The 20,464-nt window shown below is 62.9% G+C and carries 16 protein-coding genes; 3 read left to right on the plus strand and 13 right to left on the minus strand.

Features of this window, described 5'->3' with window-relative positions; genetic code table 11:
* The first annotated feature begins 87 nt into the window (after nt 1-87).
* Nucleotides 88-567: a hypothetical protein gene (locus AO692_RS33735; RefSeq protein WP_244483448.1), complete on the plus strand. Its 480-nt coding sequence runs from the start codon at nt 88-90 to the stop codon at nt 565-567.
* Between the two features lie 197 nt (nt 568-764).
* Here the strand turns inward: AO692_RS33735 and pmtA are convergent, their stop codons facing one another.
* The 3 genes from pmtA to dnaK all read right to left on the minus strand — a co-directional run bounded on the left by pmtA (nt 765) and on the right by dnaK (nt 4,876).
* Nucleotides 765-1,373 (minus strand): phospholipid N-methyltransferase PmtA, encoded by a 609-nt coding sequence (pmtA, locus tag AO692_RS22780; RefSeq protein ID WP_054312320.1) that lies wholly within the window; start codon nt 1,371-1,373, stop codon nt 765-767.
* Nucleotides 1,374-1,586: 213 nt separating this feature from the next.
* Complete coding sequence (dnaJ, locus tag AO692_RS22785) at nt 1,587-2,717, minus strand: molecular chaperone DnaJ (RefSeq protein WP_054312321.1); 1,131 nt, start codon at nt 2,715-2,717, stop codon at nt 1,587-1,589.
* Between the two features lie 242 nt (nt 2,718-2,959).
* Complete coding sequence (gene dnaK, locus AO692_RS22790) at nt 2,960-4,876, minus strand: molecular chaperone DnaK (protein WP_054312322.1); 1,917 nt, start codon at nt 4,874-4,876, stop codon at nt 2,960-2,962.
* 422 nt (nt 4,877-5,298) lie between these two features.
* Here dnaK and AO692_RS22795 point away from each other — a divergent pair, with 422 nt between their 5' ends.
* Entirely contained in the window at nt 5,299-6,195 is an 897-nt protein-coding gene (locus tag AO692_RS22795; protein WP_054312323.1) for a D-alanyl-D-alanine carboxypeptidase family protein, read from the plus strand.
* Between the two features lie 36 nt (nt 6,196-6,231).
* Here the strand turns inward: AO692_RS22795 and AO692_RS22800 are convergent, their stop codons facing one another.
* The 7 genes from AO692_RS22800 to AO692_RS22830 all read right to left on the minus strand — a co-directional run bounded on the left by AO692_RS22800 (nt 6,232) and on the right by AO692_RS22830 (nt 16,915).
* Nucleotides 6,232-7,332: an ABC transporter ATP-binding protein gene (locus tag AO692_RS22800; protein ID WP_054312324.1), complete on the minus strand. Its 1,101-nt coding sequence runs from the start codon at nt 7,330-7,332 to the stop codon at nt 6,232-6,234.
* Between the two features lie 18 nt (nt 7,333-7,350).
* Nucleotides 7,351-9,060 carry an iron ABC transporter permease gene (locus tag AO692_RS22805; RefSeq protein ID WP_054312325.1) on the minus strand — a complete coding sequence of 570 codons (1,710 nt, stop codon included), beginning with the start codon at nt 9,058-9,060 and terminating at the stop codon, nt 7,351-7,353.
* 111 nt (nt 9,061-9,171) lie between these two features.
* Complete coding sequence (locus AO692_RS22810) at nt 9,172-10,491, minus strand: extracellular solute-binding protein (RefSeq protein ID WP_054312326.1); 1,320 nt, start codon at nt 10,489-10,491, stop codon at nt 9,172-9,174.
* A gap of 149 nt (nt 10,492-10,640) precedes the next feature.
* Nucleotides 10,641-11,972, minus strand: a complete 1,332-nt coding sequence (locus AO692_RS22815) for a sigma-54 dependent transcriptional regulator (RefSeq protein ID WP_054312327.1) — start codon at nt 11,970-11,972, stop codon at nt 10,641-10,643.
* Complete coding sequence (locus AO692_RS22820) at nt 11,969-13,882, minus strand: ATP-binding protein (protein WP_054312328.1); 1,914 nt, start codon at nt 13,880-13,882, stop codon at nt 11,969-11,971. Before AO692_RS22820 ends, AO692_RS22815 begins: the two co-directional genes overlap by 4 nt.
* Entirely contained in the window at nt 13,870-15,204 is a 1,335-nt protein-coding gene (locus AO692_RS22825) for an extracellular solute-binding protein (protein ID WP_082407502.1), read from the minus strand. The genes AO692_RS22820 and AO692_RS22825 overlap by 13 nt, the downstream gene beginning before the upstream one ends.
* 283 nt (nt 15,205-15,487) lie before the next feature.
* A complete protein-coding gene (locus tag AO692_RS22830) occupies nt 15,488-16,915 on the minus strand; it encodes an MFS transporter (RefSeq protein WP_054312330.1) in 1,428 nt (475 codons plus the stop codon).
* Between the two features lie 208 nt (nt 16,916-17,123).
* On the opposite strand from AO692_RS22830, the gene AO692_RS22835 reads away from it, so the two are divergent.
* On the plus strand, nt 17,124-17,723 hold the full coding sequence (locus AO692_RS22835) for a TetR/AcrR family transcriptional regulator (protein ID WP_054312331.1): 600 nt from the start codon (nt 17,124-17,126) through the stop codon (nt 17,721-17,723).
* Between the two features lie 163 nt (nt 17,724-17,886).
* Here the strand turns inward: AO692_RS22835 and AO692_RS22840 are convergent, their stop codons facing one another.
* The 3 genes from AO692_RS22840 to rhaI are packed head-to-tail and all read right to left on the minus strand — an operon-like array spanning nt 17,887 to nt 20,175.
* Nucleotides 17,887-18,549, minus strand: coding sequence for a class II aldolase/adducin family protein (locus tag AO692_RS22840; RefSeq protein WP_054312332.1), 663 nt, complete (start codon nt 18,547-18,549; stop codon nt 17,887-17,889).
* A gap of 3 nt (nt 18,550-18,552) precedes the next feature.
* On the minus strand, nt 18,553-18,870 hold the full coding sequence (rhaM, locus tag AO692_RS33410; protein ID WP_054312333.1) for an L-rhamnose mutarotase: 318 nt from the start codon (nt 18,868-18,870) through the stop codon (nt 18,553-18,555).
* Between the two features lie 15 nt (nt 18,871-18,885).
* The gene (gene rhaI / locus AO692_RS22850) at nt 18,886-20,175 is read right to left on the minus strand and encodes an L-rhamnose catabolism isomerase (RefSeq protein WP_054312334.1); all 1,290 of its coding nucleotides are present in this window, start codon (nt 20,173-20,175) and stop codon (nt 18,886-18,888) included.
* Nucleotides 20,176-20,464: the final 289 nt, after the last annotated feature.

Genomic DNA, 20,464 nt, shown 5'->3' on the forward strand with positions numbered 1-20,464 from the left:
CCTGGCCGTCGTGACCGCGGCGCCGTCGCCAAGGGTGAACGCCGCCGCGACCGCACCCTCCAGGAGAACGAAGATCGTGGAGCCGAGTTGCTCCGCCTGACCTTTCGACCAGCCGCCTTGCAGCAGTCGCTGCTCGATCACGGCAAGATATTCCCGTTTGTGACTTCGTGCCGCGTTCTGAATGCTGTCGTCAGCCGGATAGTCGGCTGCCGCCCGCAGAAAGAAGCAACCATTTCCGCCCTGTTGCGTGCTCCACGCTTCCAGGACGTCGAACAGTTCAAGGACACAATCTGCGCCCTTTCCAGCTTCGCCCGCTCCTTCCAGCGCATGAAGGAAGTCGCCATGTCGCCGCTGCAACGCAGCGGTGATCACCTCGGATCGGGTTTTGAAATGCCGATAGAGCGTTCCCAGCGCGACATTGGCCTCGCCCACGACACGATCGATGCCAACTTCCGCGAAACCGTCCCGATAGAAGGCGCGATTTGCCGCGTCGATGATGTCTTCACGCTTCGTACCCATGCCAGAAAAGTAGAACGATCGTTCTATCCGAGTCAAGCTTGCTCATGAGCACGCTGGCTCACCCACGTCCTCCGCAAGGCAATGTCGGCTATCCGGGAAGCTGCGGGACAAGTTCTACGGATTGGGGGCAAAGCACGGATCAGGGCAGCGTCTCGAACGCCGCACGCCGAGACGGCGAAAATGCCTCACGCTGCGTCAGCAACGCCGCTCTTCTGTCTGATGGAGGAGATAAGGCGCTGAGTGCCTCAGTTCCGCGCCGGCCGCCGGTAAATCCACAGCCGCGTCGGCGGGATGTTGCGCAGCACGAACTGGAAATGCTCCACCGTATAGCTACCGCGCCCAGGCGGGATGGGCGACATCGGTCCGTAGGTCAATTGCACGACGGGACGGCCGGCCGGAATACGGTCGAGCAGGCTTTCGAGATAGCTGATGCGCTGAGCGACCGGGAAATTGAGCAGCGGAACGCCCGTCACCACCGAATCGAACGTCAGGCCACTGTGCTCGCCAAGCGCTTCGGTGAGATTGAAGGCATCGCCTTCGATAACATTGACGCCAGGATAGAGGCGGCGCAGATGCTGCACGAAATCGGCGGAATATTCGACCGCATAAAGGTTCTCAGGCTTCACGCCGCGCTCCAGTATAGCGCGGGTGATGACGCCGGTACCCGGGCCGACTTCGAGCACGGGCAGACCGGAGTCGAGATTGATGACCGAAGCCATCTTGCGTGCAGTGATCGAACTGGTCGGCACGATGGAGCCGACAGCCTTCGGCTTGTCGATCCATCCCTTGAAGAACTTCAGCTCGTCGTCGAATTTCTCCGCGAGCGACTTCCTCAGTCCCGGACCACGTCCCATCAAGCTCTCCTGACCGGCTCCCCCCGGACCCACTGCGTACGCTACTTACCAGTTACGTAGGGGTAGGCAAGGCAAACGTCCACCAATGTCGTGGACAAGATAGATTTTGTCGCCACCGAGGAGTGGCGTGCGCGCCCCTGCAAGTCGTGCTTCAGCTTCTTGTTCATCGCATGATCTTTGTCCGAAAAGTCTGCAACTTTTCGGAATCATGCTTCAGCGTTCGCCGAACGACTCGAAAAAGTCCTTCATGCGCGAGAAGAAGCCGCTCGACTGCGGGCTGTTTTCCTTCGACGAAAGCTGTTCGAACTCTTCCAGAAGCTCGCGCTGGCGCCGCGTCAGGTTCTGCGGCGTCTCGACCGCGGTCTGGATGTAGAGATCGCCGATCTGCGGCTGGCGCAGCACCGGCATGCCCTTGCCCTTCATGCGGAATTGCCGGCCGTTCTGCGTGCCTTCCGGCACCTTCACGCGGGTCTGGCTGCCATCCAGCGTCGTCACCTCGAAGGAACCACCGAGAGCGGCTGTCGTCATCGAGATCGGCACCTTGCAATAAAGGTCGGCGCCGTCACGCTGGAAGAATTCGTGCGGCTTGATGGCCAGGAAGATGTAGAGATCGCCCGATGGGCCGCCGCGCAGCCCGGCCTCGCCCTCGCCGGCCAGGCGGATGCGGGTGCCGTCCTCGATGCCGGCAGGAATGTTGACGGAGAGCGAACGCTCCTCGGTGACACGGCCCTGGCCGGCGCATTTCGGGCACGGATCCTTGATCGTCTGGCCGCGGCCCTGGCACTGCGGACAGGTGCGCTCTATCGAGAAGAAGCCCTGGCTGGCCCGAACCTTGCCGTGACCATGGCACATCGAGCAGGTGACCGGTTGCGTGCCTGATTTGGCGCCGGAACCCGAGCATTCGTCGCAGGAAAGCGATGCCGGCACGTGGATTTGGGCGGTCTTGCCGGCATAGGCCTCCTCGAGGCTGATTTCCATGTTGTAGCGCAGGTCGGCGCCGCGTTCGCGCCCGCCGGAGCTGCGGCGGCGTCCGCCGCCCATCATCTCGCCGAAGATGTCCTCGAAGATGTCGGCAAAGCCGCCCGCCGCGAAACCGGCACCGCCGCCATTCATGCCGCCATTCTCGAAGGCGGCGTGGCCGAAGCGATCATAGGCCGCGCGCTTCTGCGGGTCCTTCAGCGTCTCGTAGGCTTCGTTGATTTCCTTGAACTTGTGCTCGCAAGAGGCGTCGCCGGGATTGCGGTCGGGATGGAACTGCATGGCCAGCTTGCGGAAGGCGCTTTTGAGCTCCTTCTCGTCGGCGCCCTTTTGCACGCCGAGCGTTTCGTAGAAATCAGCTTTCATCGAGAGCCTGTTCCAATCCCGCCGACCGAAGGCTCAAGCAACGGCCAACGTCTGAAGCGCATTGTTTCGACCAGTCGTCCAAAAAGACTGGTCTCCGATTTAGTAACGATGCCGCGTCAATGCCAGTACCTGGGCCAGTACAGAGGCCAGTCCCAGCAAGAAACACTGCATTTTCCTGTGCATGGTTGCAAAAAAGCCCGGCTTGGCGCCGGGCTTTTCTGGATTTTTGACCCTCAGGCCACTTAAGCGGACTTCTTCTTGTCGTCGTTCTCGTCGATTTCCTCGAAATCGGCGTCGACCACATCGGAATCCTTGGCGGCATCCGCCTTGGCGTCGGCCTCGGCGGCCTCCTTCTGCGAAGCCTCGTACATGGCCTGGCCGAGCTTCATCGAAGCTTCGGTCAGCGCCTGGCTCTTGGCCTCGATCTCAGCGGCATCGTCGCCTTCGGCAGCCGTCTTCAGCGCGGCGATCGCGTCGGCGATCGCGGTGCGGTCGGCTTCGGAGACCTTGTCGCCATAGTCCTTCAGCGACTTCTCGGCCGAATGCGCCAGAGCCTCGGCCTGGTTGCGGGCCTCGACCAGTCCGCGGCGCTGCTTGTCGGCCTCGGCATTGGCCTCGGCGTCCTTCACCATCTTCTCGATGTCGGCGTCCGACAGGCCGCCAGACGCCTGGATGCGGATCTGGTGTTCCTTGCCGGTACCCTTGTCCTTGGCCGAGACGTTGACGATGCCGTTGGCATCGATGTCGAAGGTGACCTCGATCTGCGGCACGCCACGCGGAGCCGGCGGAATACCGACCAGGTCGAACTGGCCGAGCATCTTGTTGTCGGCCGCCATTTCGCGCTCGCCCTGGAAGACGCGGATGGTCACCGCGCTCTGCGAATCCTCGGCGGTCGAGAACACCTGGCTCTTCTTGGTCGGGATCGTGGTGTTGCGCTCGATCAGGCGGGTGAACACGCCACCCAGCGTCTCGATGCCCAGCGAAAGCGGAGTCACGTCGAGCAGCAGCACGTCCTTGACGTCGCCCTGCAGCACGCCGGCCTGGATGGCGGCGCCGAGTGCGACGACTTCGTCAGGATTCACGCCCTTGTGCGGCTCCTTGCCGAAGAACTGCTTCACCACTTCCTGGACCTTCGGCATGCGGGTCATGCCGCCGACCAGAACGACTTCGTCGATCTCGCCAGCCTTGAGGCCGGCATCCTTGAGCGCTGCCTTGCACGGCTCGATGGTGCGCTGGATGAGGTCATCGACCAGCGATTCGAACTTGGCGCGGGTGAGTTTCAGCGTCAGGTGCTTCGGACCGGAAGCATCGGCGGTGATGAAAGGCAGGTTGATTTCGGTCTGCGCCGAGGACGACAGCTCGATCTTGGCCTTTTCGGCAGCTTCCTTGAGGCGCTGCAGGGCAAGCTTGTCGTTCTTCAGGTCGATGCCCTGTTCCTTCTTGAACTCGGCCGCCAGGTACTCGACCAGGCGCATGTCGAAGTCCTCGCCGCCCAGGAAGGTGTCGCCATTGGTCGACTTCACCTCGAAGACGCCGTCGCCGATTTCGAGAACCGAGATGTCGAAGGTGCCGCCGCCAAGGTCATAGACGGCAATGGTCTTGCCATCCTTCTTGTCGAGCCCGTAGGCGAGCGCGGCCGCGGTCGGCTCGTTGATGATGCGCAGCACTTCGAGGCCGGCGATCTTGCCGGCATCCTTGGTGGCCTGGCGCTGGGCGTCGTTGAAATAGGCCGGAACGGTGATGACCGCCTTCTCGACCTTCTCGCCGAGATAGGCTTCCGCCGTTTCCTTCATCTTCTGCAGGATCATGGCCGAGATCTGGGAGGGCGACTGCTTCTTGCCGCCGGCTTCTACCCAGGCATCGCCATTGTCGCCATTGACGATCTTGTAGGGGACGAGCTTCTTGTCCTTCTCCGTCACCGGATCGTCATAGCGGCGGCCGATGAGGCGCTTGACCGCGAAGACCGTGTTTTCAGGATTGGTGACCGCCTGGCGCTTGGCCGGCTGGCCGACGAGGCGTTCGCCGTCGCCGCTGAAGGCGACGATCGAAGGCGTGGTGCGCGCGCCTTCCGCGTTTTCAATGACCTTCGCGTCCTTGCCGTCCATGACAGCGACGCAGGAATTGGTCGTCCCGAGGTCGATACCGATTACTTTTGCCATCTAGTCTCTCCACTAAGCAGGCTTTCAAGGACCCTGTCAGGCGTTCCGGCGAAAGCCCCTGTTCACAGAAATTCCGCGCCAGGCTGCTTTTTCAAGGCGGCCCGCACGGTTGCGGCGTATATAAGAACAGGCCGCGCGGCACGCAAGCATTCTGCGCTTCCGCTTTTCCACTGCCAATCATCCTTTAGCTGCCCACCGATCACTTGTTGAAAATGGCCTGTCAAAAAGGCGTCCGGGGCGATGAGCCTGAACCCGCATCCGGACCCTGCAAGCCGGTTCCGCCGCTGTTTTGCACAGAAATCGTCCAAAAATGCCCCTGAACCACCATTCGGGCCGAGAGAAACGGACAAGGCGAATGGACTGCGTATGCCGGCTCGGCTAGGGTCCGCCCATCTCAGCGCATCTTGTTAGTCCACCTCGGAATGCCCATCCTGCCAGTCTCGCACCTGTTCGCCTTCGCCCGCAGAAGTCTCGTCGCCCTTGCCGCAGTGGCCTTCGTGGCCGGCTGTACGACCGCGACTCCGCCCGAGCAGGTGCTTTCGGTGCCGGCAAAGGAACAGAAATACGCAGCCATCGTCGTCGATGCCAGGACGGGCGCGCAGGTGTTCGAGGTCAATTCGACTTCGCTGCGTTATCCCGCGTCACTCACCAAGATGATGACGCTCTATCTCCTGTTCGAGGCGCTGGAGAGCGGCCGCATCGGCAAGGACACCCAGATCCCGGTCTCCGCCAACGCCGCCTCGCAGCCGCCGACCAAATTGCGGTTCCGGCCCGGCGAGACGATCGACGTCGATTCCGCCATCCGTGCGCTGGTTGTGAAGTCCGCCAATGACGTCGCCGTCGCGGTCGGGGAATATCTCAGCGGCTCCGAAGAGGGTTTCGCCGCCACGATGACGTCCAAGGCGCGCCAGATCGGCATGCGCTCGACAACTTTCCGCAATGCATCCGGCCTGCCCGACGATGGGCAGCAGACGACGGCACGCGACATGGCCGTGCTCGGCCTGGCGCTGAGAGCGCGCTTCCCGCAGCACTACCATTATTTCTCGGACACAGACTTCATGTTCCGGGGCAGGCTGATACGCGGCCACAACGAGATGCTCAAGAACGTGTATGGCGTCGACGGCATCAAGACCGGCTACATCCGCGCTTCCGGCTTCAACATCGTCACCTCCTACGACGCCGGCGGAAAACGCTTCGTGGTGGTTGTCATGGGCGCGGACACGGCGCGCCAGCGCAATGCCCATGCCGAGGCGCTGCTGCAGCGGGCACTGAACCCCACCGGCTCCACGGCGCGTCTGCTCTACACGGCGGAGCAATAAGCCGGCCGCGGCGGATGTGAAGCCGACGCGGGACACTCAGTTCGCCAGCCAGAGCGCCGACTTCGGCTTGAAGCCCACGGTGGTCGACCCGCCGGGCTCGAGCAATGAATCGCCCGAATGGAATGGCGCGTCGATCAGCACCATCGCGCCGCCGACCTGCACGCCATAGCGGACTGTGGCCCCCAGGAATTCGCGGTGAACGATCCTGCCCGGCAACGATACCGAATCCGCCGCATCAAGGCCGATCGTGGCGTATTGCGGACGCAGCACCAGCTTGGCGCTTTCGGGCACATCCACGCCCGCCGGGATCGGGATGGAGCCCGCACCGGCCACTTCGAAACTGCGCGCGTTCCCTTCACCCCTGATCTTTCCCTCGAGGAGGTTCGCCGTGCCAAGGAAATTGGCAACGAACAGATTTGCCGGCCTCTCGTAGAGGCCCATCGGCGTGCCGACCTGCTGGATGCGGCCTTCGTTGAACACGGCGATGCGATCGCACACGGTGTTTGCCTCTTCCTGGTCATGCGTGACGAAGATCGTCGTCAATTGCAGCCGCTGCTGGAGATCCCTGAGTTCGCGACGGACCTCGACACGCATCTTGGCGTCGAGATTGGAGAGCGGCTCATCGAGCAGAAGCACTTTGGGCTCGATCGCGATGGTACGGGCGAGCGCCACGCGCTGCTGCTGGCCACCCGAAAGTTGCGCGGGACGACGCTCCGCCAGGTGCTTGAGGCCAACCAGATCGAGTGCTGCGTTTACCCTGCGCTCGACTTCGGCTTTGCGCAGGCGCCGTTCTTCCAGGCCGAAGGCGACATTGTGCGCCACCGTCATATGCGGCCAAAGCGCGTAGGATTGGAACACCATGCCGATCTCGCGTTTCCAGGGCGGCATGTCGAGGACATCGTCCCCGCCGATCACCACCTTTCCCTGGCGGGCCTGGTTGAAACCGGCGATCAGCCTGAGCAATGTCGTCTTTCCGCATCCTGAGGGGCCGAGGAAGGCGAAGAACTCCCCGGGTTTGATCTCCAGGTTGATATCCTTCAGCACATGCTGCTGGCCGTAATAGAGATTGACGTCGCTGATGCTGATAGCCTTGGCGGCTCCCCGGGAGCGCGCTTCATTCCTGACTTCCACATTCATCGTTCACTCCCTGGAATTCTATTTGTTCATGCCGAGCGTCTTCTGACGGCGCTCGACCACGTAGTGGGACAGCAGCGTGCAAGCCGCGACCATGATGACGGCGATGACGCCGAGCGCCGCCCCCGGTCCGCGCCCCGCAGGTGATTGCATGAAGACGTAGAGGCCGTAGGCTATGGGCGCGTCGGAATTGCTCTGGATGAGCATCAGCGTTGCCGAAAGCTCGACGGCCGCGGTCGAGAAGGACGTGACGAAGCCCGCAAGCAGACCACCGGTCATCAGCGGCAGGACAATGCGCCGGATGGTGCACTGCTTGGTGGCGCCGAGGTTCTCCGCAGCCTCCTCGAGCGATTGCGAAACTTGCTGCAACGCCGCGTAGCAGGCCCGCAACGCATAGGGCAGTCGGCGGATGGCAAGCGCCATCACAACCATCACCCACAGTGTCGCAAGCGGGGTCCCGTCGGGCAAACTGATGCCGTAGAAAGTACGAAGATAGCCGATGCCGAGCACGACGCCCGGGATTGCCAGGGCCGCGGTCGCAGCCCAGTCGAGCCAATGCCGACCGATCACCTTGGTGCGCAGCACCAGATAGGCGATGGCGCCACCGACAATGACATCGATGAGACCGGCCAGGCTGGCGTAGATCAGCGTGTTCTTGATGTAGAGCGAACTCTCGCCGAAGACGCGGGTGTAGTGGGCGACGGTGAAACCATCGGGCAGAGGGCTGAAGGACCACACAGTGGCCAGCGACAACAGCAAAAGCCCGATATGCGGCGACAGCACCAGAAGCAGGATCAGGCCGACCACACCGTAAGCCAGGACTGCTTCGCCACGGCTGAGCGGGCGCTTGGACAGGCCACCGCCACCGCGCTGGACGGTCGAATAGTCCTTGCCGCGCATCGCCACCGCCGACAGCCACATGGCAAAGATCGAGACCACGATCAGGATGACCGAGATCACATAACCCATCGGGTCTGTGAGGCCGACCGACGTGACGCGCAGATAGGCCTGCGGCGCCAGCATGTCCTTGACGTTGAGCAGCAGCGGCGTGGCGAGGTCATCGAAAACCTTGACGAAAACCAGCGATGCTCCCGCGAGATAGCCGGGCATCGCCAGCGGGAAGACGATGCGGCGGAACAGGCGGAAACCCGAAGAACCCAGATTCTGGGCAGCTTCCTCCATCGATCGGTCGATATTTCTCAGGCTGGTCGAAAGGTTGATCAGGATGAAGGGGAAATAGTGCAGCGACTGCACGAAGATGACGCCGTTCAGCCCCTCCATGAAAGGAATGCGGAAACCGAACCAATCGTTGAGCAGGAGATTGACGGTGCCGTTGCGGCCAAACAGCAATTGCATGGCGACCGCACCGACGAAGGGCGGCATGATCAACGGAATGAACCCCAGCGTCTGGATCAGAAGCGAGCCACGGAACTCGAAGCGTGTGGTGAGCACCGCCAGGGGCAGGGCGATCAACGTACCCCAGACCACCGACATGGCCGACACATAGACCGAGTTGAAGAAGGATTGCTGGAACAGCTTGGTGCGGAAGAAGTCCAGGAAATTGACAATGGTCAGTGCGCCCGTGCCTTTCTCCGTGAAGGCCGTGTAGATCACGGTTCCCGCCGGGATCACCAGGAAGACGGCAAGGAACAGGGCGATCAAGGCGACCGCGGCGACCTGCCCGGGCTTGGCTGAGATACGGTTTATCGGGATTGCGGCAACGGATGCCATGGCGGACTCCGGATGAGTTCATCGTGCCCGGCTGTCAGCGTGCCGGGTACAGAAGCATGGATGATCGGAAATGGCCGCCTGCTTGCGCAGACGGCCTGCACGCCGGTTCGCTCAGTCGATGAGGCCCAGCGCGGCTTCCGCCTTGGTCTGTGCGGCAGCGTATTTCTCCGCTGCGAATGCCGCCCATTGCTGCTCGAGTTCGGCCTGGCGAGCGGTCTTCTGTTCGCCGCCGGTGAAGGCGTCCCGGATTTCCTGGCTTGCCGCCTGCTCAGCGGTGATCGGCATCGCCGCGATCAGCGAACGGGCCTCCTGGAGCAAGCCGCGCGCTTCCGCATTGTCGCTTTTGGCCAATGCCTCCTCGGCCGCGTGGATTGCCTTCGTCGCGCCCTTCAGCTTGTCGAGCTGAAACGAGATCAGCTGATCGAACAGGGTGTCGACGACATCGGTGCGCTTCTTCGAGACATCGGCGTCGAAGGTGATCATCGACTGGAAACGCTGATCCTTGAACGGGTTCGGGAAACCCTCGGGTGCCTTCTCATAAAGCGCGGGATTGATCGGCAAGCGACGGATCGTCGGTTCGAGCAGGACGGTCTGGCCTTTTTCCGAAAGCAGATAGTTGACGAAGGCCTCGGCTCCTTTCTGGTTCGGAGCATTGGCGACGATGCCGACATTGGCTGGAACCACCGTCGTCACCGACGGGTAGGCGAAACTGACCGGGAAGCCGCTGGCCTGCGCCGAGAAGGCAAAGAAATCGATGACGATACCGATGCCCGTCTGGCCCGAATTCACCGCATCCGGCACACCGAACGAGCGCTCGGTGACCTGCTGCAGATTGCCGCCGATGCCTTTGAGCGTACCCCAGCCCTTGTCCCAACCCTCTCCCTGAAGGATCGTTTCGATGGTCAGGTGCGTGGTGCCGGAACGAGAGGGCGCCGCGATCGCGACATGATCGTAGTATTGCGGCTTCGTCAGGTCGCCCCATTCGGCGGGCTTGGGGATTTCGTTGGCCTCGAGATAGCGGTCGTTCGACATGATGCCGTAACCGGACGCCGCGAAGCCGAAGTAGAAGCCGTCGGGATCATTGACCGGATAGGAGCCGACTTTCTCCGGCAGGCCTGTGACGGACGGCTTGAATTTGGTCAACAGCTTTCGGCTCTTCAGGCTGTCGAAAGCATCGGGCGCGGAGGCCCAGAACAGATCGGTCTGGTTGTTGCCCTTGGTCTCGTCGACATATTTGACGCCGGAACTGGTGCTCTTGTTCTGGACGTCCAGCGTGTACCCTGGATTGGCCGCCTCGAAGCCGGCCTTGAATGGGTCGGTCACATCCTTGGAGAAGGATGTGACGATGGTCACCTTGCCGCCCTCTTCAGCGTGAGCGGCAACGATGGCGGCAGCCGAGATCAGCATCGCCGCGGCAATGGTCTTCAACATGAGATAGCTCCTCCCAATCACCGCCAGGCTTCGGCGGTCGCCAAAGACGGAGCAAGGCGCGTGCCAATCGCGGAAATCCCGCGATTCCGGCTCTCTTCAGCGGAGATTGGGTAAGAACGGTAACATTGCCGCGCTGCAGCGTGGGTAATTCAGGTAACGTCGCCATCCTCGCCGCGCGCGTCTATGCCGTGCTTGCGCATCTTGAGGTAGAGCGTCTTGCGTGAGATGCCGAGCTGGTCGGCGGTGGCCCCCACGCGCCCTTCCTGGGCCGACAGGCTGTCGAGGATGATGGTGCGCTCCACCCGATCCATCTGCTCTTCCAGCGTCAACGATCCATCGAAATTCCTGCCTTCGCCGACATCCTCCAGGCCAAGAACGAAGCGCTCGGCGACATTGCGCAGTTCGCGCACGTTGCCTGGCCACGGCCTGCGGTCGAGATCTGCCAGGAAGGCCGTATCCACCTTGGGCGGGATTCGTCCCTGGCGTTTGGCCGCCAGCGCCAGGAAATGCCGGAACAACAGGCCGACATCGCCCTTGCGGACACCGAGCGGGGGCAACTCTATCCGCGCGATATCGAGCCGATAGGCCAGGTCCTCGCGAAACTGCCCCTGCCTGGCCAATTGATGCAGGTCGGCTTTCGTGGCCGCCACCACCTGCAGGTCGACGGACCGTTCCGTGTTCGAGCCGAGGCGTTCGATGACACGTTCCTGCAGGACACGCAGCAGGCGGACCTGAGCGGCCGTCGGCATGGATTCGATCTCATCGAGGAACAGCGTGCCGCCATCGGCATGCTCGATCTTGCCGACGCGTTTTTCGCGCGCGCCCGTGAAGGCGCCGGCTTCGTGACCGAAGAGTTCGGATTCCAGCATGGTTTCCGGGATGGCGCCGCAATTCACGGCAACGAAATTGCCCTTGCGGGCGCCGAAGTCGTGCAGGGCGCGAGCAACGACCTCCTTGCCGGTCCCGGTCTCGCCTATGACGAGGATATCGGTGGCAACGCCCGCAATGCGCTTCAACTTCTCGCGCAGCGCCACGACCGGTGCCGAATGGCCGATGAGGCGCGTTTCCCAGCCGTCGGTGTCAGCCGCCAGACGCAGTTGCCGGTTCTCCAACAGAAGTTGCCGGTGCGCGCGCGCCTTCCTGATCGTCTCGATGAGATGCAGCGGATCGGCCGGCTTTTCGATGAAATCCCAGGCGCCTTCACGCATGGCCCGCAAAGCCATCGGGACGTCGCCATGACCGGATATCAGCACGATCGGGATATCGGGATCGATGCCGCGCACCGCGGCGATCAGGTCAAAGCCGTCATGCCTGGGCATACGCACATCCGAGACGATGACGGCCCCGGTATCGGCCCTGAGGTCAGCGATGGCTGCTGCCACGGAGCCATGGGCGGCGACTACGAGGCCTTCGAGTTCCAGCACCTCACGGTAACCGTCGAGCACGCTGGCGTCGTCATCGACGAGGATGACATCGGTCATCTTTCGGGTCCTTTCAGCAGGATCTGAAAACGAGTGCCGTCCGGCCCGCTCTCGAGCACCGTGATGTCGGCGCCGAAGTCCTTGATGATGTTGTAGGAGATGGAAAGCCCGAGACCGAGGCCCGACCCCGCCGGCTTGGTGGTGAAGAACGGGTCGAACACCGCCTGCAGATCCCCTGCGGCGATGCCGGGCCCGGTATCTGCGATGACCAGGCTCGCGCCATCGGCGCTCGGCCTGGTGGTTATCGTGACGCGACGCCGCGCCGTTTCCTTCACGGCATCGAGCGCATTGGCCACGAGATTGACGACGACCTGCTCAAGCCTAATCGGCTCGGCCATCACCAGCATCGCCTCTTCGGCGAGATCCATCCGGAGCTCTGCCTGTTCCTCGTCGAAACGGTGCTCGAGCAGGCTGACGGCGTCACCGACCGCAGTGTTGAGATCGACCGGCCGCAATTGGGCATCCGGGCGCCGGGCGAAGCGGCGGATGTGGCTGATCTGGTCAGCCATGCGCGCCGTGAGCGCCCTGATCTTCTCCAGGTTGACCAACGCCTGCTCACTGTTGCCACGATTGATGAGTGTGGAGCCGCTATGGATCTGGGCGCGGATCGCCGCCAGCGGCTGGTTGAGTTCGTGCCCGATCCCCGCCGCCATCTGGCCAAGGGCCGCCAGCTTGGCGGATTGGATGAGTTCGTCCCGGGTCTGGCGAAACAGGGCCAGGGCATGCGCAAGATCGCCGAGCTCATCCGGTTCGGCAGGCGGAAGCTGAACCGAATGCCGTCCTTCGCCGATGCTGCCCGCGGCCGCTGCCAGCAGGCGGATACGCGACAGCACATTGCGGTGCACGTAGAAGTAACCGATCGCGATTGCCAGGACGATCGACGACAACGCGATCGCTGCCAGCATCTTGCGGCCGGCATCGATGGCCTGCGCGGCGCGCAGGCTGGCGGCATTGGCGTTTGCCTCGATGGCCGTGACCTCGGCCTCGATGTTGCGGCCCAGGGTCTCCACCAGTCGTGCGTTTTCCTGCGCCAATCCGCTCAGCTGGGCGGCCTGCGACATCTCGGAATTCTTGCGGTTCGGAATTCCGGTGCGCACATCCGCCTGCTCGAGTATGCGCCGGGCAAGCTGCCGCAGCGTGATGCTGTCGGGCCACCCCGAAAGCATATCCAGCCGCGTGGCCAGCTCATCAACGCTGTCGCCGAGGAAGGCGTTGGTCTCCTGGATCTCCGCAACGGTGGTCGCGTTGACCAACCGGCCGATCAAACCTGTGGCGAGGTTCGCCTGGGCAATCGCGGTCAGAAGTGCCTCGCTCTTGCGCTGTTCGGCGAGTGCATTCGACCCGCCCGACTTTCGTGCCTCAGCCTCGATGTTGAACCGGATGTCATCGACGAGCGGATCGGCTTCCTCGATCAGATCCGCCTGCAGCCATCGCAGTTCGTCGATGTCGGAACGCATCGCTTCCAGGAGCGTGAAACGCTTGCCGGCCGCGATATCGATCCGGCTCAGATTCTCGCCGATGGCGCGGGCGACCGGACCGATCTGGGCAACGTCGCGCACGGCGTCGGGCTGGGCAAGCAGATCCTGCAAGACCTTCAGGCGTTCGCCATAGACGCCGCGCATTTCGTCATATTCGGCGCGTGTGCCGGCGCTGGTCAGCACCGCTGTCGCGGAGCCGATATCCGCCCCTGCCTTGGACAGGCGCGAGGCGAAAGCGAGACGCGGCATCTGCGCCTCGGCGATTGCGGAAAGCTCTCCAGAAAGCCTGGCATAGGAAAGCCAGCCGACGACGCAGGCCCCAACCGCCAGCCCGACAATCGCCACGAAGGCCGCGAACAGCCGCGCGCCGATGCCGAAACGCCAGCGGTGCTTGCGCGGCGGCGCCGGGATCGTTTGGGCTACTGCCGCCATCGAGCCCCCTGCGCGCCGGAAATCTCGGCGATCAAGGCCTCCGCGTCGGCGAGCTTGCGCTCGATATTGCCGCGCAGGCGGGCGGCGAACTCGACCTGCAGCGGCGACCACGCGATGCGCCGGGGCCACTCGGCCTTGAGGGCGCTGTCGAGCCGATCCGCTTCGGCTTCCGAGATGGGCGGGGCCTCGAGATTGTGCCGCGCGCGCGACAGCAAACTCTGGGTCTTAGGCGATGCGATCTTCATCGCCTCGAATTCGGCAAGGCGCTTCCACAGACGCGCCAGGACCGCGCGGCGGCGGACGATATAGTCGTCGAACATGAGATTGACGAGGCCGTATCGTTCGGCCGACAGGCCCGCGTCAAAGGTCGTGTCCTTGAGCAACCCGGCATCGTTACCGGGCAGGAGGTCGCGATTGAGCGACGGAATGACCGGAATGCGCCCGACAGCCGGCGTAAGGAGGATGCGCTGGCCCTCTTCCGACAAAATGAAATCGATGAAGCGTTCCGCAGCATCGACATTTCGGGCACGCGACAGAATCCCGATGCTGGCGGGCACGAAGACCGTATCCGACGGCATGACAAAAACCGCGTCATTGGCACCGATGCTGGGCGTTCGGGCGAGAAAGTCGATCGTGATGCCGATGCCGAACCGGCGTTGCGCCACGCCGGAAGCAACGCCGAAACTGCGCGCGGTAACGGTGGAGAGATTGCCGCCAAGGTTCGAAAGCATCGCCCAACCCCTTTCCCAGCCGTAGGTCTGCAGCAGCGCTTCCACCATCAGATGCGTGGTGCCGGAACGCGAAGGTGTCGTGATGCCAATGTGACCGGAATAGGCGGGCTCCAGCAGCTGTTGCCATTCGCGCGGGCGTGCCAGTCCATACTGGGCCAGGTAAGCTCCGTTGTAGACGATGCCGTACCCCGACAAGGCAAAACCGAGATAATAGCCGTCGGGATCATTCAACGGATAGCCGAGCACCTTTTCCGGTGCGCCCGTGTCGCGGGGATGGACTTTCCTCAGGCTCCCGTGCCGCTTGAGCAGCTCGAACGCATCGGCGGCGGACGCCCAGAACATGTCCGCCGGCTGCTCCTTCTTTTCGATGACGAAGCGGCTGGCGCTTGCGGTGTTCCGCTGGATTATCGAGATGCTTACGTCGCGATTTTTCTGTTCGAACGCCTTCTGGAACGGCTCGAAAAATGCGGGAGGGTAGGACGTTACGATCGTGAGCTTGCTCGGCTCCTCGGCCTGCGCGCCGACGGTGAACCGCAGCAGTATGAGAAAAAACCCCAGCAGTCGAAACGATCGCAATACCGAACAGTGCAACTGCCGTCCTCGACCCGAGTTTCACTTCCCTGCGGTTTTCGCAAAGGCCTCGGGTCTTGTTTTGGCCCTATGCGGCCTGTTTTTCCAGTCTGTTTTTCGTAATGGCTCGGCCCCTTCGGATGTGGCCAACCCGCGTATTCGCCATTCGTGCCGTGCGCCTGCTTCCGGCGCGCCAAGGTCGACAGGTATCTTTATGCGGCGGAGCGGCCAGCCTCCCGGGAACACAAAACCGGCCGCCGCAGATGATCTGCGGCGACCGGAGTTGCTGTTGCAGGGCTTTGCCTCACCCATGCTTTCGCGTTGCGATCCCGGCGGCGAAGATGCCGAGAAGCGTGAGCAGCGCGATGCCGAGGCTGACATAACGCGCCGCATCGACGACCGAATCTCCGCCTGCCGCCATCAGCGTGCCGGCGAGCGCCGAGGTGATCGAGAAAGCGATGAGCTGCGTGATGGTGATCGCAGCAGCAGCCTTGCCGCCTTCGGCGGGATCGGTGGTGCTGCTCATCGCGGCAACGCCGAGCAGCGGCCAGGCAAGGCCGATGCCGATGCCGGCCAGCGCAAGCACCCCCGCCCAGATGGCAGCCGTCGTCAGGTCGGCGCCTTCCGCCTGCAGCAGGCCGTAGGCGATCAGCCCTGCCGTCAAAAGCAGCGGACCGAACCGGATGGCGCGACGGCGTGCCGTTTCGGACGAGACCGAGACGATGAAAAGCTGGGCGATGACCCAGGCCAGCGAGAGCACCGCGCCGAGCAGTCCGGCGACCACCGGGCTCAGTCCGGCGAGCTGCTGGCCGAAGAACGGGATGAAGTTTTCCACCATCACGCCGGCACTGAGCGCCGCGACGGTGAGATAGACCCATTTCAGCGTGTTGCCGCGGCGATAGGTCAAGCGTGGCAGCAGCGTGTTGTGCGAGCGGCGCTCGACCATGACGAACAGAAAGAGCAGGATAAGGCCGATGGCGACCGCCGCAAAGGTCGGCCAGCCGATCGGCACGATGGCGCTGAGGCTGACGGCGACGATGGCCAGGATCAGCGGAATGAGCGAGGCGACGGGCACGGGCGCATGCTGGCCGGAGCCCGCTTTGCCGGCGAATGAGCGTTGCGCGACGATCGCAAACAGCAGCGCGAACACCGCCAGCGCGCCATAGGACCAGCGCCAGAGCCCGAACTCCGCGAAGACGCCGCCGAGCACCGGGCCGACCAGGGTGCCGACGCCCCACATGGCCGAGACGACGCCGGTCGCCCGCGCCCAGTGCCGATCCGGCAGCGCCGCGCGGATGACCGCATAACCGAGCCCCGCCAGCAGGCCGCCACCCAGACCCTGCATGACCCGCGCAACGAGCAACAGCTCCATCGTCGGGCTTGCGGCATTGGCTGCACCGCCGACGGCAAAGATGACGAAGGCGATCACATAGGCCAGTGCCGGGCCCTTGCTGTCGAGAATGCGGCTGACGAAAAGCGAGGCAATGATGGCGGCGATGACAAAGCCGGTCGTCACCCAGGCATAATATTGCTGCCCGCCGATGTCGGCGACGATGGAGGGCATGAGTGCGGCGGTGAAGTAGATGTTCATCGCATAAAGCAGAACGCCGCTGGCCATCACCAGCACGATGGCTAGATGCCTGCCGGACAACAGGTCGGACCAACCACTCGCCTGTGCTACGGGCGCGTTCAAGGGTTCGGCCGAAGCGGCCGATGTAACGGGATCATTCATGGACGATGTCTCCTGGGAAATCTGCGGCTCAGCGCCGTCGGAATGGAAGCCTTCTCTTCATTCACACCTCGTGGAAAAGGCTGGCGTCGCCTCGTCAGGAACTGGACGCGGCAGCCTTTCCATAATAGATTGAGCGATCACTCTATTTATCATCGCGACGACGTCAAGATATAATAGAGCGATCGTTCTAAGATTTTTCGGGGAGCCGATGGCACGCAAGCTCGTTCACGAACAGCATGAAGGGAAACGGCAGGAAATCCTGGCGGCGGCGCATCGCTGCTTCCTACGCCACGGGTTGCAGGGCGCGTCGATCTCGATGATCTGCAAGGAGGCCGGGATCAGCCCGGGCCATCTCTATCACTATTTTCCAAGCAAGGAGGCCATCGTCGAGGAGATGGCCAACGACTACCTGGCGCAACTCCATGGCCATTTCAACGGCCACGAGGAAGGCGCAAGCACGGCGACCGTGCTGCTCTCGGAACTCTGGAGCATGAAGGGCTGGGATGCTCTTTCCCACTGTCGCATCCTGTTCGAACTGCTGGCCGAAGCGGGCCGCAACGAGAAGATCCACGCCATCCTGATGGACAATACCGACGGCATCCGCGCGCTTCTGGCAAAGACCCTGAAGGCGGGACAGGCACGCGGTGAGGTCGATCCCGACCTCGATCCGGGGCATACGAGCGCGGTGCTGGTGGCGATCCTCGACGCCGCGCCCATGCTGCCGCTGATGGCCTCCGACATCGACTTCGAGGAAAGCCGCAAGCTCATCACCACTATGGTGGCGAGGTTCCTGCAGCCGCCGAAGTGAGGGAATAGGTAAGGGAGTAAGGGAGTAAGGGAGTAAGGGAGTAAGGGAGTAACATGATCCCTATTCCCCTATTCCCCTATTCCCCTATTCCCCTATTCCCCTATTCCCCTATTCCCCTATTCCCCTATTCCCCTATTCTCCTATTCTCCTATTCCCCTATTCCCTACCGCCCCCGGCCTTCCTCATTGGGCGCCAGGCCGTAGCTCATGCGGCGCATCTGTTCGATGACGCGAACCATCTCGTCCTCGGGCAGGATCGGCGGCTCGCCGAGCAGGAGCGCCTGGACATACATGTGCGACAGCGTCTCCACCTCGATCGCCAGCCACAGGGCCGCCTCCAGTGTCTTACCGAGCGATATCTGGCCGTGCTGGCCGAGCAGGCAGGCGAGGCGATCCTCGAGCGCAACCAGCGCATGGTCGGACAGCGCCTGTGTGCCGAAGGTGGCGTATTTCGCGCAGCGGATCGTCGAGCCGCCGGCAACGCCGGTCATGTAGTGGAAGGCCGGGATCGTCTTGTGATGGCAGGCCAGCGTGGTGGCATGCACCGAATGACAATGCAGCACGACATTGACGTCCTGGCGGTGGGTGAGGATATCGCGATGGAAACGCCATTCCGAGGACGGCATGCGGCCGACATAACGGCCGTCGAAATCCATCGACACGATGTCGTCGGCCTCCATGGTTTCGTAGGGCAGTCCGGACGGGGTGATCAGAAAGCCGTCGCCTGAGCGCACCGAGAGATTGCCGGCCGTGCCCTGGTTGATGCCGCTGGAATTCATGCGACGGCAGATCGACACCATCTCCTTGCGCAGCGTCTTGTCACTCATTGTCTACTCCAGATGAAAAACCTGCTGCAGCGGCACCACCAGCGGTTCGTTGCGGTCGGTGACCTGCATGATGTCGGCCATGAAGTCCCACCAGCGGCGGTTGACCTCGGTCTGCGGCAGCGCGTCCATGGCGTGATCGTCGGCCCGCACCAGCGTCGCGAACAGATGGTTGGTCTCCGGGTCCAGCCAGATCGAATAGTCGGAGACGCCGGCCTTGCGCAGCGCCTCTCGCAGTTCCGGCCAGATCGCGTCGTGCCGCTTCCTGTACTCGGCGGCCTGGCCGGGATTGAGCACCATTCGGAAGGCAATGCGTTCGGGCATGGCAACCTCTCCGGCTCAAACGATGCCGCCGCCGGCGGCCGAGACGGCCGGCCGCTCGGCCGCGACCTTCGCCCGATAGCCGCTGGCGCGATAGGCCGTGATCGGATCAATGGCGCCGCCCCGGTTCAGGCGCGCCATGGCCAGGATCGGCTCGACATCGGTGCGGTAGGCGGCCTTCAGCGTCTGTGTCGCCATCAGCGCATCGTTCGTCTCCTGGAAGCCTTCCAGCGCCTTGCGGTCGACCAGCAGCGCCGCCGCATAGGCGCGCTGCACCTCGATGGCCGACAGCATCAGGCTCTCGATCGGATCGGTGACGTTGTGGCTCTGGTCGAGCATGTGCGCCGGCTGGAAGTCTCGCGCACCATTTAGCTCGGCATCGACCAGTTCGTTGAAGACGAGGAACAGCCGGTAGGGGTCGATCGAGCCGGCATCGAGGTCGTCGTCGCCATATTTGGAATCGTTGAAGTGGAAGCCGCCCAGTTTGCCGAACTGGATCAGCCGGGAGACGATCATCTCGATGTTCACATTGGGCGCATGGTGGCCGAGATCGACCAGGCAATAGGCCTTGTCGCCGAGTTCCCTGGCGATGATGTAATTGGTGCCCCAGTCCTGCACGACGGTGGAATAGAAAGCCGGCTCATACATCTTGTGCTCGGTGAACAGGCGCCAGTCCTGCGGCAGCTCGGCATAGATCGCCTTCATGGCATCGAGATAGCGTTCGAAGGCGCGCGCGAAATTGACCTGGCCGGGGAAGTTCGAACCGTCGCCGATCCATACCGTCAGCGCCTTGGAACCGATGGTCCTGCCGATCTCGATGCATTCGAGATTGTGCTCGACGGCCTGCCGGCGCGCCCCGGCATCGGCATGCGACAGCGAACCGAACTTGTAGGAATGCTTCTGGCCCTCAGCGTCCGAGAAGGTGTTGGAATTCATCGCATCGAAGCCGAGACCGAAACGCGAGGCCGCCTGCTTGAGACGGTTCGGATCGGCCTTGTCCCAGGGGATGTGCAGCGAGACGGTCGGGGTCGCCCGCGTCAGCTGGCTGATGACGGCGCAATCCTCGATCTTGTCGAAGACGTCGCGCGGTTCGCCAGGACCCGGGAAGCGGGCAAAGCGTGTGCCGCCGGTGCCGACACCCCAGGACGGGATCGCCACGCCGAAGGCCTCGACTTTCTTCAGGATCGCATCGATGGAGATGCCGCGCCGATCGAGCTGTTCGCCGAGGACCGCATAGTCTGCGTCGAGCGCTTTCCTGCGCGCGGCGTTGCTCTGTTCGACGACATCACCCGCGATCACCGTTTCCATATCGTCTTCCTCCTCCTCACCTCAGCGTGCGCATTTTTTTTGCGCGATCGTCGGCGCTGCCCCTCATCGCCCTGCCGGGCACTTCTCCCCGTAAACGGGGAGAAGGAGGCTGGCCGCAGCGACGGTGCTCGTCCTGCAACGCAGGCAATTGGCGAAACCCTCGGTGGAAGCGTCCCTCTCCCCGTTCACGGGGGTCCGAAGGACGGGCGAGACCCGTGGCTCGCCCCGGTATGGATGCCGGCAGGCAGGTGAGGGGCAGCGTCGACGATCCAAAACAATTGAGTGCGTG

Origin of the sequence: Mesorhizobium sp. 1M-11 (assembly GCF_001303895.1) — a bacterium.
GTDB lineage: Bacteria > Pseudomonadota > Alphaproteobacteria > Rhizobiales > Rhizobiaceae > Mesorhizobium.

Excerpts from the sequence above, each read along its gene's own strand:
- pmtA (WP_054312320.1), bottom strand. The coding sequence starts at position 1,373 with ATGGGACGTGGTCCGGGACTGAGGAAGTCGCTCGCGGAGAAATTCGAC.
- dnaJ (WP_054312321.1), bottom strand. The coding sequence starts at position 2,717 with ATGAAAGCTGATTTCTACGAAACGCTCGGCGTGCAAAAGGGCGCCGAC.
- dnaK (WP_054312322.1), bottom strand. The coding sequence starts at position 4,876 with ATGGCAAAAGTAATCGGTATCGACCTCGGGACGACCAATTCCTGCGTC.
- AO692_RS22795 (WP_054312323.1), top strand. The coding sequence starts at position 5,299 with ATGCCCATCCTGCCAGTCTCGCACCTGTTCGCCTTCGCCCGCAGAAGT.
- AO692_RS22800 (WP_054312324.1), bottom strand. The coding sequence starts at position 7,332 with ATGAATGTGGAAGTCAGGAATGAAGCGCGCTCCCGGGGAGCCGCCAAG.
- AO692_RS22805 (WP_054312325.1), bottom strand. The coding sequence starts at position 9,060 with ATGGCATCCGTTGCCGCAATCCCGATAAACCGTATCTCAGCCAAGCCC.
- AO692_RS22810 (WP_054312326.1), bottom strand. The coding sequence starts at position 10,491 with ATGTTGAAGACCATTGCCGCGGCGATGCTGATCTCGGCTGCCGCCATC.
- AO692_RS22815 (WP_054312327.1), bottom strand. The coding sequence starts at position 11,972 with ATGACCGATGTCATCCTCGTCGATGACGACGCCAGCGTGCTCGACGGT.
- AO692_RS22820 (WP_054312328.1), bottom strand. The coding sequence starts at position 13,882 with ATGGCGGCAGTAGCCCAAACGATCCCGGCGCCGCCGCGCAAGCACCGC.
- AO692_RS22830 (WP_054312330.1), bottom strand. The coding sequence starts at position 16,915 with ATGAATGATCCCGTTACATCGGCCGCTTCGGCCGAACCCTTGAACGCG.
- AO692_RS22835 (WP_054312331.1), top strand. The coding sequence starts at position 17,124 with ATGGCACGCAAGCTCGTTCACGAACAGCATGAAGGGAAACGGCAGGAA.
- AO692_RS22840 (WP_054312332.1), bottom strand. The coding sequence starts at position 18,549 with ATGAGTGACAAGACGCTGCGCAAGGAGATGGTGTCGATCTGCCGTCGC.
- rhaM (WP_054312333.1), bottom strand. The coding sequence starts at position 18,870 with ATGCCCGAACGCATTGCCTTCCGAATGGTGCTCAATCCCGGCCAGGCC.
- rhaI (WP_054312334.1), bottom strand. The coding sequence starts at position 20,175 with ATGGAAACGGTGATCGCGGGTGATGTCGTCGAACAGAGCAACGCCGCG.